24 protein-coding genes and 1 tRNA gene are annotated in these 24,019 nt (G+C 69.0%); 7 read left to right on the forward strand and 18 right to left on the reverse strand.

Annotated elements, in window-relative coordinates; genetic code table 11:
- Positions 1-19 precede the first annotated feature (19 nt).
- The 6 genes from FBZ83_RS08210 to FBZ83_RS08235 form a co-directional block, all read right to left on the reverse strand.
- Positions 20-1,579, reverse strand: a complete 1,560-nt coding sequence (locus tag FBZ83_RS08210; protein WP_247888214.1) for a ShlB/FhaC/HecB family hemolysin secretion/activation protein — start codon at positions 1,577-1,579, stop codon at positions 20-22.
- An 805-nt stretch (positions 1,580-2,384) separates the two neighbouring features.
- A complete protein-coding gene (locus FBZ83_RS08215) occupies positions 2,385-3,203 on the reverse strand; it encodes a FadR/GntR family transcriptional regulator (protein ID WP_145681978.1) in 819 nt (272 codons plus the stop codon).
- Between the two features lie 149 nt (positions 3,204-3,352).
- Positions 3,353-4,018 (reverse strand): GntR family transcriptional regulator, encoded by a 666-nt coding sequence (locus FBZ83_RS08220; RefSeq protein WP_186466008.1) that lies wholly within the window; start codon positions 4,016-4,018, stop codon positions 3,353-3,355.
- A gap of 124 nt (positions 4,019-4,142) precedes the next feature.
- Positions 4,143-4,907, reverse strand: coding sequence for an SDR family oxidoreductase (locus FBZ83_RS08225; RefSeq protein ID WP_145681980.1), 765 nt, complete (start codon positions 4,905-4,907; stop codon positions 4,143-4,145).
- Between the two features lie 45 nt (positions 4,908-4,952).
- Positions 4,953-6,152 carry a mandelate racemase/muconate lactonizing enzyme family protein gene (locus tag FBZ83_RS08230; RefSeq protein ID WP_145681981.1) on the reverse strand — a complete coding sequence of 400 codons (1,200 nt, stop codon included), beginning with the start codon at positions 6,150-6,152 and terminating at the stop codon, positions 4,953-4,955.
- Positions 6,153-6,252: 100 nt separating this feature from the next.
- A complete protein-coding gene (locus FBZ83_RS08235; protein WP_145681982.1) occupies positions 6,253-7,293 on the reverse strand; it encodes an L-idonate 5-dehydrogenase in 1,041 nt (346 codons plus the stop codon).
- Between the two features lie 753 nt (positions 7,294-8,046).
- On the opposite strand from FBZ83_RS08235, the gene FBZ83_RS08240 reads away from it, so the two are divergent.
- From FBZ83_RS08240 to FBZ83_RS08250, 3 genes are all read left to right on the forward strand, one after another.
- Positions 8,047-9,084 (forward strand): 2-hydroxyacid dehydrogenase, encoded by a 1,038-nt coding sequence (locus FBZ83_RS08240; RefSeq protein WP_211101631.1) that lies wholly within the window; start codon positions 8,047-8,049, stop codon positions 9,082-9,084.
- A gap of 186 nt (positions 9,085-9,270) precedes the next feature.
- Positions 9,271-10,674 (forward strand): MFS transporter, encoded by a 1,404-nt coding sequence (locus tag FBZ83_RS08245; RefSeq protein ID WP_145681983.1) that lies wholly within the window; start codon positions 9,271-9,273, stop codon positions 10,672-10,674.
- Between the two features lie 100 nt (positions 10,675-10,774).
- Entirely contained in the window at positions 10,775-11,737 is a 963-nt protein-coding gene (locus FBZ83_RS08250; RefSeq protein ID WP_145681984.1) for a DUF4862 family protein, read from the forward strand.
- A gap of 54 nt (positions 11,738-11,791) precedes the next feature.
- Here FBZ83_RS08250 and FBZ83_RS08255 read toward each other — a convergent pair whose 3' ends face one another.
- From FBZ83_RS08255 to FBZ83_RS08295, 9 genes are all read right to left on the reverse strand, one after another.
- Positions 11,792-13,900: a heavy metal translocating P-type ATPase gene (locus FBZ83_RS08255; RefSeq protein WP_145681985.1), complete on the reverse strand. Its 2,109-nt coding sequence runs from the start codon at positions 13,898-13,900 to the stop codon at positions 11,792-11,794.
- Entirely contained in the window at positions 13,897-14,259 is a 363-nt protein-coding gene (locus FBZ83_RS08260) for a YtxH domain-containing protein (protein WP_145681986.1), read from the reverse strand. The genes FBZ83_RS08255 and FBZ83_RS08260 overlap by 4 nt, the downstream gene beginning before the upstream one ends.
- The gene (locus FBZ83_RS08265; protein ID WP_145681987.1) at positions 14,252-14,596 is read right to left on the reverse strand and encodes a hypothetical protein; all 345 of its coding nucleotides are present in this window, start codon (positions 14,594-14,596) and stop codon (positions 14,252-14,254) included. The genes FBZ83_RS08260 and FBZ83_RS08265 overlap by 8 nt, the downstream gene beginning before the upstream one ends.
- Complete coding sequence (locus tag FBZ83_RS08270) at positions 14,593-14,967, reverse strand: hypothetical protein (RefSeq protein ID WP_145681988.1); 375 nt, start codon at positions 14,965-14,967, stop codon at positions 14,593-14,595. Before FBZ83_RS08270 ends, FBZ83_RS08265 begins: the two co-directional genes overlap by 4 nt.
- A complete protein-coding gene (locus FBZ83_RS08275) occupies positions 14,967-15,308 on the reverse strand; it encodes a cation transporter (protein WP_145681989.1) in 342 nt (113 codons plus the stop codon). The genes FBZ83_RS08270 and FBZ83_RS08275 overlap by 1 nt, the downstream gene beginning before the upstream one ends.
- Positions 15,309-15,342: 34 nt before the next feature.
- Positions 15,343-15,822 carry an HMA2 domain-containing protein gene (locus tag FBZ83_RS08280; RefSeq protein WP_145681990.1) on the reverse strand — a complete coding sequence of 160 codons (480 nt, stop codon included), beginning with the start codon at positions 15,820-15,822 and terminating at the stop codon, positions 15,343-15,345.
- Between the two features lie 153 nt (positions 15,823-15,975).
- Positions 15,976-16,302: a DUF3325 domain-containing protein gene (locus tag FBZ83_RS08285; RefSeq protein WP_145681991.1), complete on the reverse strand. Its 327-nt coding sequence runs from the start codon at positions 16,300-16,302 to the stop codon at positions 15,976-15,978.
- Positions 16,299-17,918: a PepSY-associated TM helix domain-containing protein gene (locus FBZ83_RS08290; protein WP_145681992.1), complete on the reverse strand. Its 1,620-nt coding sequence runs from the start codon at positions 17,916-17,918 to the stop codon at positions 16,299-16,301. Before FBZ83_RS08290 ends, FBZ83_RS08285 begins: the two co-directional genes overlap by 4 nt.
- Entirely contained in the window at positions 17,915-18,238 is a 324-nt protein-coding gene (locus tag FBZ83_RS08295) for a DUF3649 domain-containing protein (RefSeq protein WP_145681993.1), read from the reverse strand. The genes FBZ83_RS08290 and FBZ83_RS08295 overlap by 4 nt, the downstream gene beginning before the upstream one ends.
- 281 nt (positions 18,239-18,519) lie before the next feature.
- Between FBZ83_RS08295 and FBZ83_RS08300 the strand changes: the two genes are divergently transcribed.
- Positions 18,520-18,879: a hypothetical protein gene (locus tag FBZ83_RS08300; RefSeq protein WP_145681994.1), complete on the forward strand. Its 360-nt coding sequence runs from the start codon at positions 18,520-18,522 to the stop codon at positions 18,877-18,879.
- A gap of 118 nt (positions 18,880-18,997) precedes the next feature.
- On the opposite strand, the gene FBZ83_RS08305 is transcribed toward FBZ83_RS08300, so the two are convergent.
- The 3 genes from FBZ83_RS08305 to FBZ83_RS08315 are packed head-to-tail and all read right to left on the reverse strand — an operon-like array spanning position 18,998 to position 21,817.
- Complete coding sequence (locus FBZ83_RS08305; RefSeq protein ID WP_145681995.1) at positions 18,998-19,780, reverse strand: ABC transporter ATP-binding protein; 783 nt, start codon at positions 19,778-19,780, stop codon at positions 18,998-19,000.
- A complete protein-coding gene (locus FBZ83_RS08310) occupies positions 19,774-20,778 on the reverse strand; it encodes an ABC transporter permease (RefSeq protein WP_145681996.1) in 1,005 nt (334 codons plus the stop codon). Before FBZ83_RS08310 ends, FBZ83_RS08305 begins: the two co-directional genes overlap by 7 nt.
- Before the next feature lies 1 nt (position 20,779).
- The gene (locus FBZ83_RS08315) at positions 20,780-21,817 is read right to left on the reverse strand and encodes an ABC transporter substrate-binding protein (protein ID WP_145681997.1); all 1,038 of its coding nucleotides are present in this window, start codon (positions 21,815-21,817) and stop codon (positions 20,780-20,782) included.
- Between the two features lie 132 nt (positions 21,818-21,949).
- Between FBZ83_RS08315 and FBZ83_RS08320 the strand changes: the two genes are divergently transcribed.
- The 3 genes from FBZ83_RS08320 to FBZ83_RS08330 all read left to right on the forward strand — a co-directional run bounded on the left by FBZ83_RS08320 (position 21,950) and on the right by FBZ83_RS08330 (position 23,923).
- Positions 21,950-22,261 (forward strand): hypothetical protein, encoded by a 312-nt coding sequence (locus FBZ83_RS08320; RefSeq protein WP_145681998.1) that lies wholly within the window; start codon positions 21,950-21,952, stop codon positions 22,259-22,261.
- A 382-nt stretch (positions 22,262-22,643) separates the two neighbouring features.
- Positions 22,644-22,719: transfer RNA gene (locus tag FBZ83_RS08325), tRNA-Trp, on the forward strand.
- Between the two features lie 481 nt (positions 22,720-23,200).
- Positions 23,201-23,923 carry an RNA polymerase sigma factor gene (locus tag FBZ83_RS08330; RefSeq protein WP_145681999.1) on the forward strand — a complete coding sequence of 241 codons (723 nt, stop codon included), beginning with the start codon at positions 23,201-23,203 and terminating at the stop codon, positions 23,921-23,923.
- Positions 23,924-24,019 lie beyond the last annotated feature (96 nt).

The raw sequence follows: 24,019 nt of genomic DNA on the forward strand, positions 1-24,019 counted from the left end.
CCTGTTTCCCCCGGCCCTATCAGTATTGCGCAGTGATGTTGAAGAAGACCCGCATGTCCTTGTCGCCCTCGGTCGCGACGCGGCGGGTCAGCGGCTTGTCGATCTCAAGCGTCGCGAACAGCCGTTCCACGAGGCTGGCGCGCACGCCGCCGCCCACGGAGACCAGCGAATTGCGGCTGTTCTGCTCCAGGCTGGAGCGGTTCCACACCTCGCCGCCATCGACGAAGCCGTAGATCTGGACGGCCTGCGCGAAGGCGTTCTCCGGCACCACCGGCGTGTAGCGCAGCTCCAGCGACCCGGCCCAGCCGCTGTCGCCGGAGATCTCGCCCTCGTCGAAGGCGCGGCCGTAGCTCGGCCCGCCCAGCGCGATCTGCTCGCTGGCCAGCAGCGGCGTGCCGGCGGCCTGCATGGTGGCCGTCGCCAGGATGCTGAAGTTGGCCGGCAGCTGCTGCACGCGGGTGATGTCGGCGGTCAGCTTGGTGAAGTCGCTGCGCCCGCGCTCGCGCGAGGCGTAGGCGGAACCCAGCTTCGTCGCGTCGAGGATGTCCAGCCCCTGGTGCACGAGGCCGCGCACCGCGGTGATGCCGTCCCAGCCGTCCGTCCGGTCGTAGCTGAAGCCGCCGCGCAGGATGCGCAGGCGGTCGCGGTTGAAGCGGTCGCCGGAAATGTCGGTGTTCACGTCGCGGTATTCGAACTCGCCGACGGCCCGGAGGTTTTCCAGGCGCGAGCGGATCACCGGATAGCTGAGCGTTCCCACGCCCGCCGCCACCCAGCTTTCCACGTCCAGCGGGTCGAGCGTCAGGCCGGGCCGCGACTTGGAATAGGAACCGGTGGCGGAGAAGGTCAGCCCGTCGCCGGTCACCAGCGCCTGGTAGCCGGCGCCGACCGACCAGGCCCGCGATGCCGGCGAGGACACGCGCCCGCTGAGGTTCACCGTGTCGGCGTTCGGCCCGAAGGAGTTCAACGCCGCCGTCGCGGTCGTCTGGGCGGTGCCGAGATAGGGCGTGTTGCGGTTGCTGACCGACACCAGGGCGTCCACCGCCTTGCGGTCCGTCTTCACCACCACCACCGAGGCGCCGAGCGTGTCCGGCGCCGGCTCCAGGCTGGCGCGCACGGTCAGGCCGGCAAGGTCGTTCGCCAGGAGAAGGCGGCGCTCGACCTCGGCGACGTTGATCGGCTTGACGCCGCGCAGCGGCTCCACCAGCCGCTTCACCGCGACGAGCGCCGGGCCGATGTCGTCGGGATAGGTGATGTCGGACACGAAGCCCTCGACCACCTGGAGGCGGAAGGTGCCGTCCTCGATCGTCTGGGCGGGAACGATGACCCGGCTGGTGATGAAGCCGTCGTTGCGGTAGCGGAACTCGATGTCGTTGGCGATCTTGAACAGGTCCGCCACCGACACCTCGCGGCCCAGCAGGTCCTGATAGGCGGTCTTCAGGCTGTCCTGGCTGTAGGCGGTGGCGCCCTCGATCGTGACGCCCCGCAGCGTCAGGCGGTAATTCTCGGCCCCCGCCGGGGCTTCCGCCGCCGGAGCCTTCGGCACGGTCACCGCACCGCCCGGCACGGAGGGCAGCGGCATCACCGGGCGCGGCGCCTCCGGACGGGGTTCCGCGCCCGAGGGGAGCTGCGCCGGCAACTGTTGAGCGAATGCAGGAGCCACGAATCCAGCAAGAATAGCGCTTGCTGCAACGCACGCCCACCTTGACGCTTTTTTCTTATCCATATCTTTTTTAAGGACAGGGATTGAAGGGGCGGCTTTGGTGGACAAATTCATGGGACCGATACCTTCGCGCGATGGTCGTTGCTAACTTTTGATTAACGAAGACCCCGTCGGATCTCCATCTGAGGTAGCTATTTCTATCATACGATTTTGGAGATGGTGTTAGTCCTAGTTTGTCGGAATTTGTAACATTCATAACCTTGTCATGAGGACTTCCGGAGCGGCGAGCCGCAACCTGACATAGGTCCTCGCACGCGCCGACCTCACGCCGACCCGCGCGTTTTCAAGGTCATGGATGGCAGGATCATCGCGTTGGGCGCGTGGGCGGGCCGTGTTCGACGCCCTGATCCCTGGCACGTTTCCACCCTGAGTTCACAGCCCGTCCAGCAAGCAGACGGACAGGAAAAAAGGCCGGTTCGGCGAGGAACAGGTTATTGAAATCCGGCGCGAACACGGGAGCAGCGCGAGGCGACGTTCATCCGGCGGCCGAAGACGCTGGCGGGCACGAAGACCCGCCGGATTCGTCTTCTGGCCGCGACGATGCGCGACGGCGCGGCGCTCAGGCGCCTCGCCGCAAGAAACTGACGACGCCCATGGCGGGACGGGCGGCTTTGGCTTGTGCGCGGGCCGAGCGCGGAATCAGCGAGTGGCGGAGGTTGCGCCCTTATTCGGGCTCCCGCAGGGACTTCGCTCCCTTGGCGCGCCGGGTGCGCGCCGGCTTGTCGCTCCTGGCCCCGTCGTTCTCAGGGTGATCGTACGCGCTGCCGTTGCGGCGGTAATGCTCGTAGGACTTGTCGATGTGCTGCTTCATCAGCCGTTCGGCCTCCTCCGGCTGACGGCGCTCGATGGCTTCGATGATCGCATCGTGCTCGTTCGCCGCGGCGTGCATGCGGCCATCCTTGTACGTGGCGTGCTGATGCGAGAAGCGGAGCACGTCCGGCCCCATCAGGGCGATCAGCGAACGGAGCAGATTGTTGTTGGTCGCCTCCGCGACCTTGAGGTGGAAGAGAAGATCCTCCTCCAAGGTGTAGGCGTTGGCTTCCGCCTGCTCGCGCATCCGCCGCTGGGCCTTGCGGATCTCGTCGATCTGGCCGCCGTGCGCGCGCTCCGTCGCCAGACGGGCGGACAGGGCCTCCAGGGCGCCGCGCACCTCGATCAGCATCTCCGGGCTGGTGTCGTCCGCGTTGAGGATGTTGTTGATCAGGCCGAGCAGCACATGCTCGCTGAGATTCTCCACCACCGTGCCGCTCTGCGGCGAGGTGCGGACGATCCCGAAGAATTCCAGGCGGCGGAGCGCCTCGCGCACCGTGCCGCGGCTGACGTCGAAACGCTCGGCCAGCACCCGTTCCGCCGGCAGCTTCTGTCCCGCCTTGATGATGCGGCGCGCGATCAGGTCGCTGATCTGTTCGATGATGATGTCGGGTGGGCGCCGGACCTTGATTTTCTGCAGGTGGCGGGAGACGTCGAATTCGGGATCATCCATGCCGCTCTCCGGTCGCTGAACTGGTTCGCTGGTACGCAGCGGTTCCAGTTCTTTAGGCATCCGTGGCGGACAAGTCAACCGCACGCCTGGGCAGAAAGGGGCTGCCGCCACCAATCGGCGGCATGGCACCGGCCCTCCCCGCGCGTGTCTCAGCGAGAGAAAGGCGGGTCGTCGGGTTCGTAAAAATAGCATGGAACCACGCGGCGCAAGGTGGCGATCGTCCCGGCCACGCCGTCGAGGTGGCTGGCCATCAGCGCGGCGGCCCGGTCGGGCTCCCGCGCGGCGATGGCCGCGACCAAGGCATCATGCTCCTCGATGGCCGGCCCCATGCTCCCGAAGACCAGCAGGCCGAGGCGGCGGCAGCGGTCGATCTGCGCCTTGATCCGCCCGACGGTGTCCCAGAAGCCCGGATGGCCGGCAACCTCGGACAGCAGAGCGTGAAACGCCTCGTCCGCCGCGTGGAAGCCGTCGATGTCACCGGCCGTCTCGCAGACGCGCTGCCGTTCGACGGACGCGCGCAGGCGCGCGATCTGATCGGGCGTCGCCCGGCGGGCCGCGTAGCGGACGACGCGGGTTTCGAGGGCCTTGCGCATTTCCCCGGCCTCCGGCAACGCCCGCAGGGGAATGCGCGCCACCCGCATCCCTTGATGGTGCGGGTGGCGCTCGACCAGCTGTTCGTCGGCCAGCCGGTTGATCGCCTGCCGAACCTTCGGGCGGCTGGCGCCATAAGCCTCGGCAAGGGGACGCTCGGCGAGCGTCTCGCCCGGCCGGCGGCGGAACGCGACGATGGCGTTGCGCAGATCCCGGTGGATCATGCGGGAGTCGGCATGCCAAGGCCGCGACGGGGTCGGCTTCATTTTGGTCGGACCTGTTCCGATGGGACCGGCTACTCCCATCCGCCCGCAACGTGGGGGCGGACGGGGGAGCGCCGTTGCGCGTTCAGTAGATGGCCATGAAGCCGCCATCGACGAAGATCAGCTGGCCGTTGACGAAGTCGGAGGCCGGGGAGGCCAGGAACACCGCCGTCCCGACCAGATCCGTCGGGTTTCCCCAGCGCCGCGCCGGCGTGCGCTTCTTCACCCAGGAATCGAACTCCTCGTTCTCGATCAAGGGCTTGTTCATCTCGGTGACGATGTAGCCCGGACCGATGGCGTTGACCTGGACGTTGAACTCCGCCCACTCCGCGGTCATCGACTTGGTAAGGAGGCGGATGCCGCCCTTCGCCGCGGCGTAGGGCGCGACGGTGACGCGGGCCTGTTCGCTGGTCAGGGAGCCGATGTTGATGATCTTGCCCGCCCGCCGCGCGACCATGCGGCGGCCCGCCTCGCGGCCGACGAGGAAGGCGCTGGTCAGGTTGGTGTCGATGACCTTGCGGAAATCCGCCACCGGGAAATCGACCAGCGGGCTGCGGATCTGGATGCCGGCGTTGTTCACCAGGATGTCGACGGTGATCCCCTGCGCGTCGAGATCGGCGAAGGCCTTCGTCACCGCGTCCTCGTCCGTCACGTCGAAGGCCGATTCGTGGACGGTGTAGCCCTTGTCGCGCGCCCTGGCCGCGGCGTCGGCCAGGGCGGTGGGGTTGATGTCGCTGAGGATGATCGCGGCGCCGGCCTCGGCCAGCCCTTCGGCGATGGCGTTGCCAAGGCCGCGGGCCGATCCCGTCACGAGCGCGGTCTTGCCGGTCAGGTCAAACATGGTCGTCATGATGGCGGGTCTTTCGTTGAAATGCTGCCGGTTGAAAGCTGCCGGTCAGAGGCTGCTGCGGCGGACGCTCAGGTCGGGGCGCTCGAAGACGGCGGGCAGGAGTTCCGTGCCGAGGCCCGGCCCTTCCATCGGCAGGACGTGGCCGTCGACGATGCGCGGCACTTCGGTGACCAGCTCCGTGTACCAGCCCGTGTAGAAGGCCCGGACCGATTCCTGTATCAGCGTGTTCGGGTTGGACAGCGAGGAGTGCACGGCGGCGACGTAGGCCACCGGCCCGGTGCAGTCGTGCGGCGCGTAGGGGCGATGGTAGGTGTCGGCGAGCGCGGCGATCTTGCGCCCTTCGGTCAGGCCGCCGGTCCACACCAGATCGGTCATCACCACGCCGATCGCCCCGGCCTCCAGCATGTCCTTGTAGGGGAAGCGCGAGCCCAGCGTCTCCGACGCGCAGATCGGCACGCTGGTCGAGCCGGCCAGCTCGGCCAGCGCGTTGACCGAGTTCATGCGGATCGGGTCCTCGTACCAGGTCGGCTCGTAGTCCTCGAGGACGCGGGCGATCTTCTTGACGGTCGGCAGGTTCCACAGGCAGTGGAACTCGACCATGATCTGCATCCGGTCACCGACGGCCTTGCGGATCTTCTCGAAGGGCTCGACCGCGCGCTTCATCTGCTCGGCGGTGATGAAGCGCCCGTCGTTGGCGATGGCCGCGGGGTCGAACGGCCAGATCTTCATGCCGGTGATGCCCTGCTCCAGCAGGCTCTCGGCGAGCCGGCCGGCGTCGGTCATGAAGCCGTTGAGGTCCTCGTAGGGACCCTCGCTGGAGCCGAGGTTCCAGGTGTCGACCGGCTTGATCTTGTTGGACCGCACGTAGCCGTAGCCGGCGCAGGTGTTGTAGACCGGCACCCGGTCGTGGCAGAGGCCGCCGAGCATCTGGTGCACCGGCTGGCCGCACACCTTGCCGAGGATGTCCCACAGCGCGAGGTCGATGGCCGACGCGGCGCGGTACTCGGCGCCGGTCGAGGATTGCGCCATCGGCAGGTTCACCAGCTCGCGGGCGTGGGCCTCGATGCGCAGCGGGTCCTTGCCGAGCAGGCGCGCCGCCAGGACATCGTGAATGTGCGCCTCGACCGCGCCCGCCCCGTAGAAGGTCTCGCCGAGCCCGACGATTCCGGCGTCGGTGTGGACGCGGACCCAAACGACGTTGGAGAACTCCTCCGTCCTCAACGTTTCCAGTTGCGTGATTTTCATTGGTCACTCGCAAAGCTCTTGCGGACGTCCGCAAGCGGTCGGTTCCATGGCGGACCCCGCCGGAGCGGGCGGGTCCGTCGGAAGGGCTCGGTCCGGGGGATCAGCCGAAGATGATCTGCACCTTCATGTTCCGGCTGCGGTCGTGCGCCGCGTCGAACGCCTCGGCGGCGGATTCGAACGGGAACTGCGCGGTGGCCAGCGGCGACAGGTCGACGCCGCCCGTGGTCAGGGCGGCGACGGCCCAGCCGAACTCCTCGTGGAAGCGGAAGGAGCTTTTCAGCGTCACCTCCTTGGCGAGCAGCCGGTTGAGCGGGATCGGGGTGAGGCCCGGCGCCAGCATGCCGACCTGGACGACCACGCCGCCGGGCCGCGTGCTGAGGACGCAGGTCTCCACCGCCCTGGCGCTGCCCGACGCCTCGAAGCTGACGTCGAAGCAGCCGCGGTCGGCCTGCCAGCCGTTGGGCGTCGCGCTGTCGGACAGGACGTTGACCGTCTCATGGGCGCCGACCTTTGCGGCGATCTCCAGGGCGTTGTCGGACAGGTCGGTGATGGTGACGTGGGCGGCGCCCGCCCGCCGCGCGGCGACCGCGATCAGGCAGCCGATCGGCCCGGCGCCGGTGATCAGGACGCGCCGGCCGAGCAGGCTGCCGGCCTGCGCCACCGCGTGCAGGGCGACGGCGAAGGGCTCTGCGAAGACCAGATTGCTGTGGCGCGTGTCCTGCGGAACCGGGAAGCACTGGAAGTCGCGGACCACCAGCGTTTCGCGGAAAGCGCCCTGGACGTGGGGGAACCGCGAGGCGCTGCCGAAGAAAACCATGTTGGCGCACAGGTTCTCCCGGCCGCCCAGACAGTGCGGGCAGGTGTGGCAGGGCTTGCCGGGGTTGACGGCGACGCGGTCGCCGACCTTGGTCCGGGTGACCTCCGGCCCGACCTCGACGACGTCGCCGCTGATCTCGTGGCCCAGCACCATCGGCTCCCGGACGTTGAAGTCGCCGACGCGCCCCTCGAAGAAGTAGTGCAGATCAGACCCGCAGATCCCGCCTGCGGCAATCTTGACCCGGACCTCGCCGGGACGCAGGGACGGCTCGTCCAGCGCTTCGAGGCGGAGATCCTTTTGTCCGTGCAGAACACAGCCGCGCATTTGATGTCTCCTGAAGGCGGTCCGGCGCGTCGTCGCGCCTGGAACCGCGTGAGATGTTGATCGAGGGGGGACGACGGGCCCCGGTCCCGTCCGGTCCCGGCAAAATCCGTTGCCGTGGTTCCAGAGAACCAAACTGCAAATTGGTCTACTGGTTTAATAGCTACGATCGGCGCACCGGCTTGTCAACACGAAGAGTGAGGATCGCGCGCATCGTCCCAAGGCTTGTGGGGCATTGCCCCTCCGCGCAGGGCGCACTCCACTCCGAGCCGACAATCCGTTTATCAAGCTGCATCAGAGACTTGCTGTGGTCTTGGCGATGCCCCCGCGAGTCCGGCGGAGCGCGATGCCCGGCGCCGGCCACCCGTCCGTCACGCCGACGAGACGCGCGCGGGCCGAAGGAAAGCGCTTTCTGCTGGAACACGCTGCGACCGTTGGCCGCACGACCTCGCAACATTTCGCATGCCCAGCGTTATGCTGTTGACAGGCGACGGCGCGTTGTCCTATCCAATGATTCAGAAGACCAGTGTACCAATATCCCAGAAACGTCGGCATCGCGGTCCTGCGGGAACCGCCGGGAGTTGGGAGGCCTCGCAGGGGCCGCAATGGCGGCCCCCGCGACGCATGGCTTCCCGAACGCGGAACGGTCAGGGCCGGGCGGCGGGGGAACGGGTCGGACAATCGGTTTCACCGACGGCGCTGCGCCGTCACCAAACGATGCCGAGTGAATAATTTCTAGAGGGAGTCATCTGCGCCATGCCCAACGGGACATCACAGGCCGGCGACCGCGACGGCGTCGCACCACCGCCACACCCACTGCGCGTCGTCATCGCCGACGCCAACTTCGTGCCTCACCGCGCGCTGATGGAGGCGCAGCTTCCGGCGGGCAGCGTCGTCTCCTGGCATCCGGCCTTCGACGAAGCGGCGGTCGCGGCCGATCTGGCGGGCGCCGACGTCTTCGTCGGCCCGCGCTTCACCGCCGCGATGGGGGCCGCGGCCGACTCCCTGCGTCTCGTCCATGTCGGCGGCGCCGGCTATGACGGCATCGACACCGGGGCCCTGCCCGACGGCGCCGTCTGCGCCAACACCTTCTGCCATGAATCCTCGATCGCCGAATATGTGGCGGCGACCAGCGTCGTCATGCGCCGCCAGTTCCTGCAGCAGGACCGCGCGCTGCGCACCGGTCATTGGGATTCGTCGGTCTATGAATCGCAGCGCTGTCAGCTGAACTCCCTGGCCGGGGCCACCGTCGGCATCGTCGGCTACGGGCACATCGGGTCGCGCACCTGGCAACTCATGCGCGCGTTCGGCGCGGCGGGCGTCACGGTCACGCCGCGTCCGGTCGATGTGGAGCGGGAAGGGCTGCGCTGGGCGGCCGGCATCGAGGGGCTGGACCGGCTGCTGGCCGAGAGCGACGTCGTCGTGCTGTGCCTGCCGCTGCGGCCGGACACCCGCCACATGATCGACGCCGCGCGGCTGGCCGCGATGAAGCCCGACGCCCTGCTCGTCAACGTCAGCCGCGGCCCGCTGGTCGATCCCGAAGCGCTGTACGAGGCGCTCAAGGAGCGCCGCATCGGCGGCGCCGTCATCGACGTCTGGTACCAGTACCCGGCCGGCGGCGCCCACGCCCAGCCGTCGCCGCTGCCCTTCGCCTCGCTCGACAACGTCCTGATGACGCCGCACATCTCCGGCGTCACCCGCCAGACCTTCGAAGGCCGGGTGCGGGACATCGCCGCGAACATCGGTCGCCTCGCCGCCGGCGAACCGCTGCGCAACGTGGTCTTCCCCCGCTAGGACCGCCCGTCCCGGCCGGACCGGTTCGCCGATTTTCCGGCGGACCGGGGACGGCCCGCGACGCCCCCCCTTCATCGCCCTGCACGGCCGGACCCGTTCCCCCCGTGGGGCGCCCCACGACCGCGTGCCGCGCGTCGCGTGCCATCATCACTCCACCCTTCCGGTGGTTCGTGAAGGAAGCAGCCTATGACCGAGATATCCAGCACCATCGCCCAACCGGGCACCGCCGCCCAGGACACAGCCACACAGGACACGGCCCCCGCCGACGCCGCCAACGTCCGACGGGCCGCCCTTGCCGGCCTGATCGGCACGATGCTCGAAAACTTCGACTTCGTGATCTACGGCACGGCGTCCGCCCTGATCTTCAGCAAACTGTTCTTCCCGACGATCTCGCCGGCGGCGGGAATCATTGCCAGTTTCGGCGCCTACGCGATCGGCTTCCTGGCGCGGCCGCTCGGGGGGCTCTTCTTCGCGCATTACGGCGAGAAGTACGGCCGCAAATGGGTGCTGGTCACGACGCTGTTCCTGATGGGCGGGGCGACCTTCGCCATCGGCTGCCTGCCGACCTATGAGACGGCCGGCATCTGGGCGCCGCTCCTGCTGGTTCTCTGCCGCTTCCTGCAGGGCTTCGGCGCGGGCGCCGAGCAGTCGGGCGGCGCCACGCTGCTGACCGAGACGGCCCCCCTCGGCCAGCGCGGCCGGCTCTCGTCGCTGATCATGGTGGGTGCGGCCTTCGGCACGGCGCTGGGCGCCATCGCCTGGATCGGGGCCCAGCAACTCCCCACCGACATGCTGATGAGCTGGGGCTGGCGCGCCATCTTCTGGAGCAGCATCCTCGTCACCATCGCCGCCTTCATCATCCGGCTGAAGCTCGCCGAGAGCCCGATCTTCATCGAGCTGAAGAAGAAGGTGGACGTCAAGAACCAGGCCCCGCTCAAGGTCGTCGCCAAGCACGGCAAGAAGAACGTCGTCAAGGTGATCCTGATGAACTGGGGCGTGTCGACGCAGTCCTACATCTATCAGGTCTTCATGATCACCTATCTGGTGAGCGTGGTGGGCGTCGACACCCACTTCATCCCGCCGGTGCAGCTGGCCGCCGCCATCGCCGCGTCCTTCGCCGCCTTCCTGACCGGCATGCTGTCTGACCATTTCGGCCGGCGCCGCATGACCCTCATTCTGACCGGCCTGCTCACCGTCACGCCGTTCCTGGTCTTCCCCGGCCTCAACACCGGTTCGCCGGTCCTGATCACCGCGATCATCGTGTTCGGCTACATGGTCGCAGCCCAGGGCGTGACCGGGGTGCACATGAGCTTCTTCCCCGAGATCTTCGGCAGCCGCTACCGCTACGCCGGGGTGACGCTGGGCCGCGAATTCTCGTCCATCATCGGCGGCGGCATCGCCCCGCTGCTGAGCGCCGCGCTGCTGGCCTGGTACGCCAACTCCTGGGTCCCGGTGGCGATCTACATGGCCGTCACCATGCTGGTCTCCTTCCTGGTCACCTATTCGCTGCCCGAGACGCTCAACCGTGACCTGAGCACGCCGACGGACGCCGAGTGGGGCGAGGCCCGGCCGTCCGAATCCCGCGCCTGACCGGGGCGTAATCCACGAACCGGGGCCGCCCCTCCGACCAGGGGAGCGGCCCCGAACGTCCGACCTTCGGCGCGTCCAAGCCAAGCGGAGAGGCAGCATCATGAATTCCCATCACAAACCGTTTCGCATCGTGGGGGCCTACGCCGCCCAGCCGGACACCGCGGCGGAGCGCCAACCCTATCTGGAGGGCGTCCTGTCCCTTCCCGGCGTCGACGGCCTGGAAATCTCCTGGGGGGCGCCCGGCTGGGACGAGGATGAGCGGATTCTGGCCGCGCTGTTCGACAGCCGTGGCGCGCAGGGGCGGCATGTGCTGACCCTGATCGGTGCGGCCGCCAGCGCGGCGGCGGCGGACCCAAGGGTCGGGCTGGCGTCCACCGATCCGGCCGGGCGTGCCCGCGCCATCGCACTGGTTGCCGCGGCCCACCGGGCGCTCGCGGGCTTCGCGGCGCGCGGGCAGCGCATCCTGGCCGTCGAGGTCCACGCCTTCCCGACCCTTCCGCCGGCGGCGGCCGAAGAGGGAGGCCACGCGCTGGAATCATCGCTTCGGGAGATCGCCTCCTGGGACTGGGGCGACACGACGCTCGTCGTCGAACATTGCGACGCCCGCCCCGCCGCTGGTCCCTGGCAGAAGGGCCTGCTTTCCCTCGCCATCGAGAGCGCCGCGGTGACGGCCGCCGCCGCCGGGGCAAGGACGCCCTTGGGCATGGCCGTGAACTGGGGACGCTCCGCCATCGAGGAGCGGGACGCGACGGCCCCCGAGCGGCACGCACACCAGCTGCGCTCGGCCGGGCTGCTGCGTGGGGTGATGTTCTCCGGCGCGACCGGCGATGACGGTTCCTATGGCCCGGCCTGGAGCGACGTGCATCCGCCGCTGCGCGAACAGGTCGTCGAGTCCGTGATGGAGCGGGGCCATGTCGCGGCGACGCTCGAAGCCGCCGGGCCCGATCTGCTCTATGAGGGCGTCAAGGTGGCCGTTCGGCCCCGGCAGGCCGCCATGGCGGACTGCATCGCCCTGATCCGCGGCACGCTGGATGCGGTCGACACGGCGCGTTCGGCGCGCTGACCGCCTGCCGGTGCCTGCCGCCGCCTCATCACCGTTTTCCCGGGCGAGCCAGGCTTATCCGACGGTCCGGGAAACGGGGACCGCCTCCCGGCGCAAGGCGTTCAACAATATCCCGATCGTGGTCCCGTTGTGCAGCACGGCGGTGCCCACCGGGGACAGCAGGCCCAGCGCGGCGGCGCCGAGGATCGCGCTGTTCAGCCCGACGGTCAGGCGGTAGTTGCGGGCGATCAGCGCCAGGGCGGCGTTCGCCGTTTCCTTGGCGTCGGCCACCCGCTCGATCCGGTCCTCCAGAAGCGCCACGTCGGCGGTCAGGCGGGCGATGTCGGCCCCCTTTTGCATGGCGATGCCGACATGGGCGCCGGCCAGCGCCGGGGCGTCGTTGATGCCGTCGCCGACGAAAGCGATGCGCGCGCCGCCGCGGCTGAGATCCTCGATGATGCGGGCCTTGTCGGTGGGCAGCAGGTCGGCGTGGAAGCCGTCGAGGTGCAGCTCGGCGGCCAGCTCGGCGGCACGGTCGCGATGATCGCCGGTCAGCATCAGCACCCGCTTCACCCCGGCCCGCCGCAACCGCGCGATGGTCGCGGCACTGGCCGCGCGCACGCTGTCCTTCAAGGCCAGCACGCCGACCAGCACCCCGCCGAAGCCGATGAACAGCAGCGTCTTGCCGTCGCGGTGCAGCGCGTCGATGGCCTCGCGGTGGGCCGTGGTGTCGATGCCCTCGTCGTCCTCGATGAAATGGCGGGACCCGACGACGATGCGCTTGCCGTCGATGACGCTGGCCACCCCGTGGGCGACGATGAACTTCACCTCCTGGTGGTCGAAATGGCGGTTGTGCGTCTCCTTGGCGGCGTTGACCACGGCCATCGCCAGCGGGTGGAAGTAATGCTCCTCCACCGAGGCGGCGAGGCAGATCAGGTCGTCGGGGCTGAAGGTCGGGTCGAAGGCGATGGAATCGGTCACCTGCAGGTCGCCGGTGGTCAGCGTGCCGGTCTTGTCGAAGATCACCGTGTCGGCCTGGGCCAGCCGTTCCAGGGCGTTGGCGCCCTTGATCAGGATGCCCGCCTGCCCCGCGCCATACATGGCCGACTTGAAGGCCACCGGGGTCGCCAGCTTCAGCGCGCAGGAGTAGTCGGCCTGCAGCACCGACGCCGCGCTGCGCCAGTCGCCGGTCATCAGGAAGGAGCCGCCGGCCAGCTTCAGCACCGTGGGAACCAGCCGGTCGGCCAGCCGCGCCGCGTCGAGCTGCGCTTCGCTCTTGGCGGTCAGCGACTGTTCGACGTAATCGGCGATGCGGGCGGCGGCGGTGTGGCTGCCGACATGCTCGGCGTAGACGACCAGCCGTCCCTCCTCCATCAGCGTGCCGGACAGGACGGTGGAGCCGCGCTGCTTGACCACCGGGGCGCTCTCGCCGGTCATGGCGGCCTCGTTGACGGTCGCCTCTCCGCTCAGCACCGTACCGTCCACCGGGATCACCGTCCCGGCGCCGATGACCACGCTGTCGCCGACCAGGACGGTGTCGGCGGGCACCTGGATTTCCACGCCGTCGCGCAGCAGCCACACCTGATCGCTCGACGGGCGCAGCAGCCGCTTCAGCAGCGCGTCCGACCGGCGGGCGATGGAGTCCTCCATATACTCGCCGAGCGCCAGCATGAAGACGGTGGTGTTGGCCGCGGTGAAATCCCGTCGCGCCAGGGAGATCGCCACCGCCGCCGCTTCCAGCACGTGCGAGTTGACGCCCTCCCGCCCGTAGATCGCCATGCCCTCGCGCAGCATCGGCAGGGCGACGGCCAGCGACAGCGGCAGGCGCAGCGGCATGGGCAGAAGGAAACCGCCGGCCAGCGTGGCGAGGCTGCGGACCAGCGTCGCACCGTGATTGTCCCCGCCCTCCGCCGCCGTGGCGGGCGGCGCCGGTTCCGGAATCGGCAGGGCGGCCAGCGCGAGGCACAGCGCCGTGGCGTCGGTCACCGCCGGATCGTAGCGGACGGCCAGCGACCGCGCGGCGCGGCTCGCCCGGACCGACGTCACCCCGGCGACCGCCTCCACCACCCGGTGCAGGGTCGCCGCGTCGTCGGGAGTGCCGGGACGGCAGGCGTAGCGCAGCCGGATGCGCCCCGGAACCCGATGGACCGGCTCCAGCCGCAGGAACCAGGGCAGGCCGCTCATAACGCTCCGGCCTGTTCCGCCTCCAGCTCGGCCTGGAGGTCGGCCATCTGCTCCTTCATCTCGGCAAGGCCGCCGGCGAGGTTGCCGTACAGCTTCAGGCCGGACTTCACGATCTTGCCGCGCAGTTCCTCGTCGGACAGCACATAGGCGGCGGCCGCCCCGACCAGGAGCCCGACCAGGAACTGTTCGGACCGGCGCGACGGCAGCAGGCCGGTCAGCCCGCTGAGAAGCCCCTGCCCCCGCGCCGCGTTGGCGCCCATGCCACCTCCAATGGGGGCGCCGCCGGCGGCCATGGCGGCTTCGTACTGGCGCTGCTGCTTCTTCAGCTTCTTCAACGCCTTCTTGGTCTTCTTAGCCATGGGGGTCCTCGTGTTTCGGCCGTTCTTGCGGCGGATCGTCCGCCGGATTCAGCAGATGTTCGATCATGACCACGCCCGCCGCCCCGGCGGTGACCGCCAAGGCGAGGCGCGCGTAGTCGCGGTTGCGCAGGGCGTCGGCGGCGACGCTGGCGGCGGCCAGCGCCGCACCGCCCTGCAGGCCGTGGCGCAGGATGGTGCGCGGCGCGGGGGCCTCGGCGCCCGTCACCCAGCGGTCCTGGACGGCGGTCAGCAGGCCGGTCGCCACCATGCCGCGCGTGAAGTCGGCGGCGAGCGTGCCGGAGCCCGGCGCCTTGCCGCGCCGCTTCGCGCGCTTCACGCGGCCCCCGGTGCGGCGGACGGCGGCGCCTCAGACTTTGCCGGCTCCGCCACATCGTCCTTTGCGGGCTCCGCCTCGGCGGGCGCCGCATCCACCGGGGCTTCCTCGACCGGCGCCGCCGCCGCGTCCACCGGCGTGGCGAGGCGGGAGCGCAGACCGGCGGAGGTCCGCTCGATGGCCAGCAGGCCGGTGACCGCGGCCTCGCGCACCGCGGTCTGGGCCTTGCCGGCGCCCTCGCGGGCGGCGGCCTTCACATCGACCGACGTGAGGTCGGCGATCTTGGGATCGGCCTTGGTCTTGGCGGATTTCATCATCCGGACGCCGATGGCCCCGGCGATCACGCCGGACGCGAATGTCAGAAGCGGCAGCATCATGGTCTCCTTTCCGGCGCACCGCCCGCAAGGCCGGCGGTGGCGATGCGCAGCAGCGTCCCGGCCGCCGCGCTGGCTTCCCCGCGCAGCAGATCCGGCCACGCCGAGGGCGGGATCACCGCGGGGTCGTATTCGATGGTGCAGGAGCGGGCGAGCGGGTTCAGCGCGACGGAGCGGATGCCCTCCGCCCCGGTGAGCGCCCGGTGCAGCGCCCTGGCGTCGTCGGCCAGCGCCGCCAGACCGCGCTCCGCAGCGCCGTCGAGCTTCAGCCGCACCCGGCCCGGAATGTGGTGCGCGATGGTCAGGGCGGCGGCCAGCCGGCTCAGGAATTCATCGGGCATGCTCGGTTTTCGATCGGTCATTGGAGGCGGACAGTCATTGGAAGAGGCGTTTGCGCTGCACGGTCATGTGGACGAGCATGAAGGCGACGAACAGCGTGCCGAATCCGGCGTGGACGCGCTTGCCCACCCCCAGTGCCGCCAGGGTCGCCGCCATGCTGCCCATCATCCCGATCTTGGCTGCGCGGTTGATCCGCCATTTCAGCTCCGGAGCGGCCGGCTTGCTGTCCGCGACGGGGGCCGGGGCGTCCGGCGGCGGTACGGCCTCAGCGGGGTGCAGAACTGCCGACAGCAGCGCCTCCACCCGGGACCGGGCGTCATCCGGCGTCAACACGGCAGGGTCGTAGCTCAGCAGGACGCTGCCCACCGCCGGGTTGCTCTCGGTCACCCGGACGGCATCCAGGGACTCCAGGCGGCCCAGCGCCTCCTGGAAACGGTCGGTCCGGCGCAGCAGCGGGTGGCGGACGCGGATGCGCCCGGGCACCGCCGATGCGATGGGAGAGGTCCGTCCGGTCATTGCCCGTTCTCCTGCGTCAGCCGCGGTCCGCCCACACGGCCGGGGGCATTCCATGGTTGCGCAGAATATCCATAAATTCATAATGGTGAAACATTTCCTCGGCTTCATGCACAGGCGCCGGACGCAAGGCGGCGTTGCGGAAAAACCGCGTCCTCACCCTAGAAGCGCAGGGAACGGAGCGCAGAGCAGCGCCGCAGGACCGAGCCGCAACGCCGCCCGCGGCGCGTGGGGCAGCAGCAGGACCAGCGCCGCAGCGGCCACCGTCAGCAGCCCCAGCCAAGCCGGAATCCCAATCGCCCACCCCCATGCCGTCACCGTGGGCGGCAGCGACAGCGTGAGCCCCAGCCATCCCGCCCACCCCAGCAGGCGGCTGGTCCGTGCGGAGGGACGCCGGGCGAAGACCTGCTCGTGATGGCGGTCCATGGCGAGCGCCAGGGCGAGCAGCCCCGCGTAGGCGACGCACAGCGACGACAGGATCATGTCGGTTCCTCGACGACCGCCCCGGCGGGCAGGACGGGGGCCGGCACCGTCTTGCCGGCGAAGGCGTTCCGCCCGACCTTGCGCGCGGCGAAGCCCAGCAGCAGACCGACCGCCAGCGCCGTCAGGTCGAAGCCGGCCAGCAGCCAGTTCCCCGCCGGCAGGCTGTTGCCCAGATGGCCGGGGGCGGTGGCGAGGTTCAGCACGGGCAGCAGGGCGAACAGCGCCGCGCCGGCCCACAGCTGCTCCGCCCAGCCCCGCCGCGACGGGCGCAGCGGGGCGTGCAGCAGGGCGGCGGCCCAGGCCAGGAAGAACACCTCGATCTCCCAGCCCGCGCGCTCCCCCAGCCCCGCCGGCAGCAGGCGGTTGGCCCAGAAGTAGGCGGCGACGGCCAGCGGCAGGCCTGCCACCACGCCGATGTTCAGCCGGTCGGCCAGCCGGTGCCCGAACGGCTCGGGACCGTTCCCCCAAGTGTCCGCCCGGCCGCGCTGCGACCGCCGCTTGACCACCCAGAAGATCAGTCCGCTGCCCACCATCACCGTCCCGGCGACGCCGGAGACGAAGAACAGCCAACGCATGCCCGGCCCGGCGAAGCGCGCCAGATGCAGTCCCATCAGGTAATTGCCGGTCGCCATGGCCGCCGGCTGCGGGTCCGCTGCCGGGACCTCCTGCGCCCGCCCGGTCACCCCGTCGAACAGCAGGCGTTCCGTCGCGGCGCCGCGCCCGATGGAGTCGGACTCCGCCGGCCGCAGCTCGATGGTGGCGTTGGCGCGACCGGGGTTGGTGACGGTCAGGCTTCCCACGCCGCCGCGGTCGGCCCAGCGCCGGTCCGCCTCGGCGAGCAGCGGCGCCACCGGAGTCAGTGGGGCGGCCTGCGGCGCCGGACGCGGCGGGGGCGGCGCGCGGCGGAAGCCGCTTTCGGCGAAGTAGGCTTGGCGGTTGCCATCATAGGCGAGATCGACCGCCCAGGGCATCAGCATCGTCATGAACAGCAGCAGGCCGGAATAGGTGATCATCAGGTGGAAGGGCAGCGCCAGCACCGCCGCCGCCACATGCCCGTCCATCCAGGAGCGCAGCGCCGCCTTCTCCGGCCGGAAGGTGAAGAGGTCCTTGAAGATGCGGCGGTGGGTGATGATCCCACTGACGATGGCGACCAGCATCGCCATGGTGGCGATCCCGACGATCCAACGGGCGATCTCGCGCGGCATCCCGTACAGCTCGAAATGGAAGCGGTAGAGGAAGTTGCCGCCCGCCGTCTCGCGCGGCTCCAACACCGCGCCGGTCCCGGCGTCGAGCGTGGCGCGCTTCAGCGCCGCGCGGTCGTTCGGCTTGGCGTCCGCCGGCCGCCAGGAGACCGACACCGCGGGCGACCGCTCGCCGGGCAGCGCGATGGTCCACTGCGCCGCGTCGGGAGCGAGTTGGCTCATGCGCTCGACCGCCCGCTCGGCGGTCCCGGCATCGGGGATGGAACCGTGAAGTTCCGGCTGCATCCAGACCGTCACCTCCTGCCGGAAATAGGCGATGGTGCCGGTCAGGAAGACGGCGAACAGCAGCCAGCCGAGCAGAAGCCCCGACCAGCTGTGCAGCCACGCCATGGACTGGCGGAACCCGTCCTTCATGACGGCGCCCCCGATTGCAGGCCGTGCAGCAGCCAGGTTCCGCCGCCCAGCAGCAGCGTCGGCCCCAGCAGGCCGGGCCACACCCGCCGCGTCCGGACGGAGAAGGCCCAGACGAAGGCCCCGGCGTGGATGGCGAAGGACATCATGGTGGCGGTGTAGACCGCCTCCGCCCGCGGCATCGGAAGCGCCAGGGCCAGGAACATCGCCGCCACCGCCGCCAGCGCGTAGCCGCCGACGATCCCGGCAAGGCTGCGGGACGCCACGTCCAGGCGGCGCAGCCCGTCCGGCCCGAACCTGAGCCGGGAAGGGAGAGTGGTCATCAAAGGAATCACCCAAGCGTTCAGGACGGTCCGCCGCGCGGCGCCGGGGTTGCTCCGGCGGCAAGCGGGAGGACCGACCCGGCTCCCGCGTCACGCTCGCTGGTCATCATCGCGGAAACACGGCGGAGCGTCCATAGAAATGCGAATGACTCGCATTCTCTAGAAAAGAGCGCTGACGGTACGCCCGACCCCAAACATGTGGAATTCTGCAAAAAACAGTTTTGAGTCGCATAGAAAAGCCGCAAACTATACTATGCAAGTAGATTTTATATGAGCGACCCATGCGCGCCCCGATGTCCCGCATCGCCCCCGCCGTGAGCTTCGGCCTGACCACCCTGTCCATTGGCACGCTGTCCACGTTGCTGCTGTGGAGCGTCATGGCGCAATGGCCGCATTGGACCCGCCATGGCGAGCCGCTGGCCTGGTTCAACGTCGGCTATGGGCTGGAACGTCTGGGCCTCGATCTGGCCTGGGTGGAGGCGTGCCGCGCCGACCCGTCCTGGCAGACGTTCCATCGCGCCGCCAGTTGGGTTCTCGGCAGCAACCTGACCGTCGGTCTGCTGGTCGCGGCGGCGGTGCTGATCCCGCTGTCGGTCTGGGGGGCGAACGCCGTCGAGCGCACGCTCCTCCGCCACTCCTGAGCGCGAGTTCCGTCAAGGTTGCCCCCACCCCGGCCCTCCCCCGCTCACGCAGGGGAGGGAGATTAGTCCCCTCCCCTGCGCCAGCGGGGGAGGGTTAGGGAGGGGGCAACACGCCCCCCTACCAGCTCCCAGCAAGGCCCAGCAGTTCCAGCGCCTTGTGGCGCAACTCCACCAGCACCGGGTCGTCGCGGTGGCGGGGATAGGGGCGGTCCACGACGATTTCCGCCTTGATGCGGGCCGGGCGCTCGCTGAACACGATGACGCGGGTGGCCATCAGCAGAGCCTCCTCCACGTCGTGGGTCACCAGCAGGGTGGTGAAGCCGGCGCGCCGCCACAGCGCGACGATCTCGCCCTGCATCTGGATGCGGGTCAGGCTGTCGAGCTTGCCCAGCGGCTCGTCCAGCACCAGCAGGCGCGGGTCGTTGACCAGCGCGCGGGCCAGCGCCGCGCGCTGCGCCATGCCGCCCGAGAGCTGGTGTGGGTAGGCCTTGGCGAAGCCGTCCAGCCCGACCAGCCGCAACGCCTCGTCCACCCGGTTGCGCCGCTGGCGCAGCACGCCCTGCGCCTCCAGCCCCAGCGCCACATTGTCCCAGACGGTGCGCCAGGGGTAGAGCGTCGGGTCCTGGAAGACCACCACCCGCGACGGGTGCGGCCCGGTGATCGGCCGCCCGTCGGCCAGGATCCGGCCCTCGCGCGGCGGCTCCAGCCCGGCGACCAGCCGCAGCAGCGTGGACTTGCCGCAGCCCGACGGGCCAAGCAGCGCCACGAACTCGCCCGGCTTGGCGCGCAGGCCGACCGCGTCCAGCACGGGCAGCGGCGCGCCGTGCAGGTCGAAAGCGTGGCTGACCCCGTGAACCTCAAGGTCCAGACCGGCCGGCAACTCCTGTTCCAGCGCTACCATTTCAGCAATCCCTTCTGCCAGGCGAGCAGCCGGTCACGCGCCTTGAACAGCAGCGTGACGAGGCTGGAGCACACCAGCGCCATCACCAGCAGCGCCGCGTACATGTTGGCGTAGGCCGCCCAGCCCTGCGCCCATTGCAGGTACCAGCCGAGCCCGGCCTTGACCCCCATCATCTCCGCCACCACCAGCACCGCGAAGGAGGCGCCGAGCCCCATGAACAGGCCGACGAAGACGTGCGGCATCGCCGCCGGCACCGCCACCTTCAGAACCAGGAAGCGCGAGGACGCGCCCAGCGTGCGGGCGATGTCGTAATAGGCCGGGTTGACGCCGGCCACGCCCGACCAGGTCAGGATGGTCACCGGCACGCCGGTCGCCAACGCGATCAGGAAGACGCTGGCGCTCCAGCTCGACGGGAAGGCGAAGAAAGCGATGGGCAGCCACGCCGTGGCCGGCAGCGGCCCGATCAGCCGCAGCACCGGATGCACCCAATAGCCCACCGCCCGCGACCAGCCGATGGACACCCCCGTCACGAAGCCGACGAAGGCGCCGATCCCGTAGCCGAGCAGCAGCAGTTGCAGCGACGCCACGGTGCATTCCAGCAGCCGGGGCCACTCGTCCAGATACACCTCCAGCAGCGCCTGCGGCGGCGCGAAGAAGGGGCGCGGCAGCAGGTCGAGCTTGGCGGTGACCAGCTCCCAGCCGATCACGCCGAGCGCCAGCACGACCAGCCAGGGGGCGGCGGCGCGAAGCCGTTCCCCCGCCGCGCCGAACAGGCGCAGCAACGGCACGGCGAAGGCCAGCGCACCGGCGACGACCGCGAGCAGGCTGGCGAACTCGCCGGTGCGCACCCATTCCTCGCCTTCCGGCCACAGGGCGGTCAGGGCGGCGGCGGCCAGCCAGGCGGCGCTGGCCGCCAGCCCGCCCAGCCAGAGGCGCGGGGCCGTGGGGGAACGGTTGCGCTCCCCCGTCAGCACCGCGGCGTCATCGAGGCTGCTCATCTCAGCCCAGCACGTCGGCGTAGACGCGGTCGGCGAACTTCGCCGTGTCCGTGCTTTGCTTGAAGACCTGGACGCTCTTCAGCTCCTCCGCGTAGAGCGCGATCTCGCGCTTGATGTCGGCGCCCACCGGGTTGTGGTCGTGCGTCTGGCTGGAAAGCTGGGCGGCGAGGTCCTCGATGCTGCTCTTGGGCGAATATTGCTGGTAAACCTTGGCGGCCTCGACCGGGTTGGCGGCGGCGTAGTGCTGCGCCTCGAACACGGCGCGGGTCACCGCGGCGGCGGCGGCCTTGTCCTCGCGCAGCAGGCTGCCGCGCGCGCCGAGGACACAGCAGACGCGGTTGGCGAATTCGCCCGACAGGTTGGTGGAAATCTCGACCAGAGTGCCGGACTTCAGGAAGTTGTAGGTCACCGGGTCCCAGTGGGCGACGGCCTGCGCCTCGCCCTTGTCGACCGCGATGGCCAGCAGGTCGCCGGGGAAGACGCGCCATTCCACGTCCTTGTTCGGGTCGATCCCCTGCTTGGCGAGCTGGATGGAGAACAGGTGCTTGGCCGGGCTGGACAGGTCGCTGATCGCCACCGTCTTGCCCTTCAGCCCGGCAAGGCTGGTGATGCCGCCGTTCTTGGCGGCCAGCAGGCGCATGCAGCCGCCGTGCACGCCCGCGATGATGCGCACGTCGAAGCCCTGCTCCAACGGCTTCAGCCAGCGCAACGCCATGCCGTGGCCGATGTCCGCCTTGCCGGTGGCGAGCGCCTCCAGAAGCTGCTCCGTCGTGCCGGCGAAGTTGACGAACTCCACATCCAGCCCGTGCTTCTCGAAAAAGCCGTTGTGCTTGGCCACGGCGACCGGAGCACCGCACACCGCGCCGGTGTTCCAGGCGAGCTTCAGCGGCTTCAGCGCGGCCGGCGTCGGGGCGGCGACCAGCCGGGACGCCACGCCCGCGAAGGGCAGCGCCACCGCGCTTGCCGCCGCCAGCTTCAGCAGCCCGCGCCGCGAGGGCGCCAGCGTCGAAATTCCCGAACCGTTCCGATGCGTGCTCATGGTCGTCGTCCTTCGATCAAGGCGTATTCACTTCTAATGATTGTGAATACATGAATTTCATGGACTATATTCAACGGTTTCGCTCTATAATGTCAACCTATGAAGTAGAGAATTACGCCACGGAGGGTTCCCATGATCACCGCCATCGTCCGCTACCGCCTGCCCGCCGCAATCGGACGGGAGGAATGCCGGGCGCATTTCCTGTTGATCGCGCCGGGTTTCGGCGATGTGCCCGGCCTGATCCGCAAGCAGTTCATCTGGAGCGGGACCGGCACCGCCGGAGGCGTCTACCAGTGGGAAAAGCGGGAGGACGCCGAGCGCTTTTACCAGGGGCCCTGGCTCGACGGCATCCGGACGCGCTACGGCACCGATCCGGAGATCGAGTATTTCGAAACCGTCGCGGTCACCGACAACCCGGGCGGGGTCGTGTCGATACCGGATTGAACGCGCAAGCGCCGCCCATCGCTGAAACGGCCGGCGGCGAGATCCTCGCCGCCCCCGTCGCCAACCGCCCGGCGTCCCGGAACAAGCAATGCTGTCGCGGCGTTGTTTTTTAAAATTGACATCTGTATTTTAAAATATGGATGAAACCTGCTGTTCCGGCACGCTCTTTACTCACTTTCCGACAAATCGTAACGTTTCTTGGTGAATTTTTTCTTTCCAAATTGCGCGAGCGGAGACCGCTGACGGCCGGGCCCGCCCGCTCCGCCACCCCGCCCCCTTGGCCTTGATGTGAAAGCGCGTTTCAAACGCGGCCGCGGTGATTTTCTTCTGGTGCCCCGCCCCGAAATCGCCTACAAGCGGCTTCCCGCTGCAAGGCGGCGACAGGAGTGTAGCTCAATTGGTAGAGCACCGGTCTCCAAAACCGGGGGTTGGGGGTTCGAGCCCCTCCACTCCTGCCATTCGACACAGGTTTCGAATGGCTCCGCGCACGGCAGCGCACCTTTCCTGAATTGTAGAAATCCGGAAACACTCTTCGCCATCGGGGCCGAAGATCCTGTATTCTTGGTTAATAGATCTTCACCCTTGTTCTTCCGAACGGGCTGATCCTCCGCGGCGTTACTAGCCGCCGTCCCTTCCTTTGATGCCAACCGATAGACGCGAGGTGCCCGGACGCGCGCGTATAGCCATGCCTTGATTATCAGGACATAGTGCGGTTGTGGCGATATAGGCCGTTTTTTAGATAAGACAGTCCGAAATACATAGGTATTTCGAAAAAAAGTATATCCAGTTCGTTCACACGTAGAACTTGGCGAGCGTCCCTTGAGCAAAACGCGCAAGGGACGTGATATGCAACAAAGAGCGCAACCTTTGGGGGATATCCCCACCGGAACGGCGTCGGATCGTCGGCGGGAAACGAAACGCCCCTGGCCTTCCCTATCCATGGCCGGATCGCCGCGGCTCCTCTCCCGCAGCGGCGAGGACCTCCACCAGCTGGACGATTCCGGCCTTCTGGAACGCATCGCGACCGGCGATCAGACCGCCTTCTGGGTCTTCTGGTGCCGCCATTACACCGACCTGTTCTGGACATATCACAGGTTGTGCAAAGGAAACAGGCAGGAGATACACGACTGTCTGAGCGGGCTCTGCATCAACCTGTCGGAATCCCTTCCCCTCTACGCGCGTTCCATCATCAAGACGCGCACCTGGCTGCGGCGCACCGCCATCAACCATTTCATCGACCGGCACCGCGCCCACCAGCGCCATCCCGTTCTGGTCGGCTCCCTCGTCGAGATCGCCTCCATCGCCGACGTGTCCAGCGGACGGGACGCCATGGACCCGGAACGCACCAACGCCGACCGCGCGCTGCTGGTCAAGGTCCTGGAATCGCTTGATGGCATCCGGGACGAACGGATGCGCCAAGCCGCCCGCATGCGCTTCATCGAGGAGCAGCCCTACGCGGACATCGCGGCGGAGCTGTCCATTTCCGAAGAGCTGGCGCGCAAGTGGATCCAGCAGATCCGCAGCTATCTGCGCAGCGCCGTTCCCGACCACCGCGACCTGCTGGCGAAACCACCGCCCGACACCGCCCAGGCGCGGCGCGCCACCAAGCACGGTGTGCTGACCAGAACGCGGCCCCCCAAGACGATGAAACCGGCGCCCTGAACCGCCGCGCCGCACGCCCTGCGACGCACGCCGCACGCCTGAGCGCGACCGATCCCACGACCATTCCCAACCCTGGCGACCGCCACCGGGACGCCA

Origin of the sequence: Azospirillum brasilense (assembly GCF_007827815.1) — a bacterium.
GTDB classification, from domain to species: Bacteria; Pseudomonadota; Alphaproteobacteria; order Azospirillales; family Azospirillaceae; genus Azospirillum; species Azospirillum brasilense_C.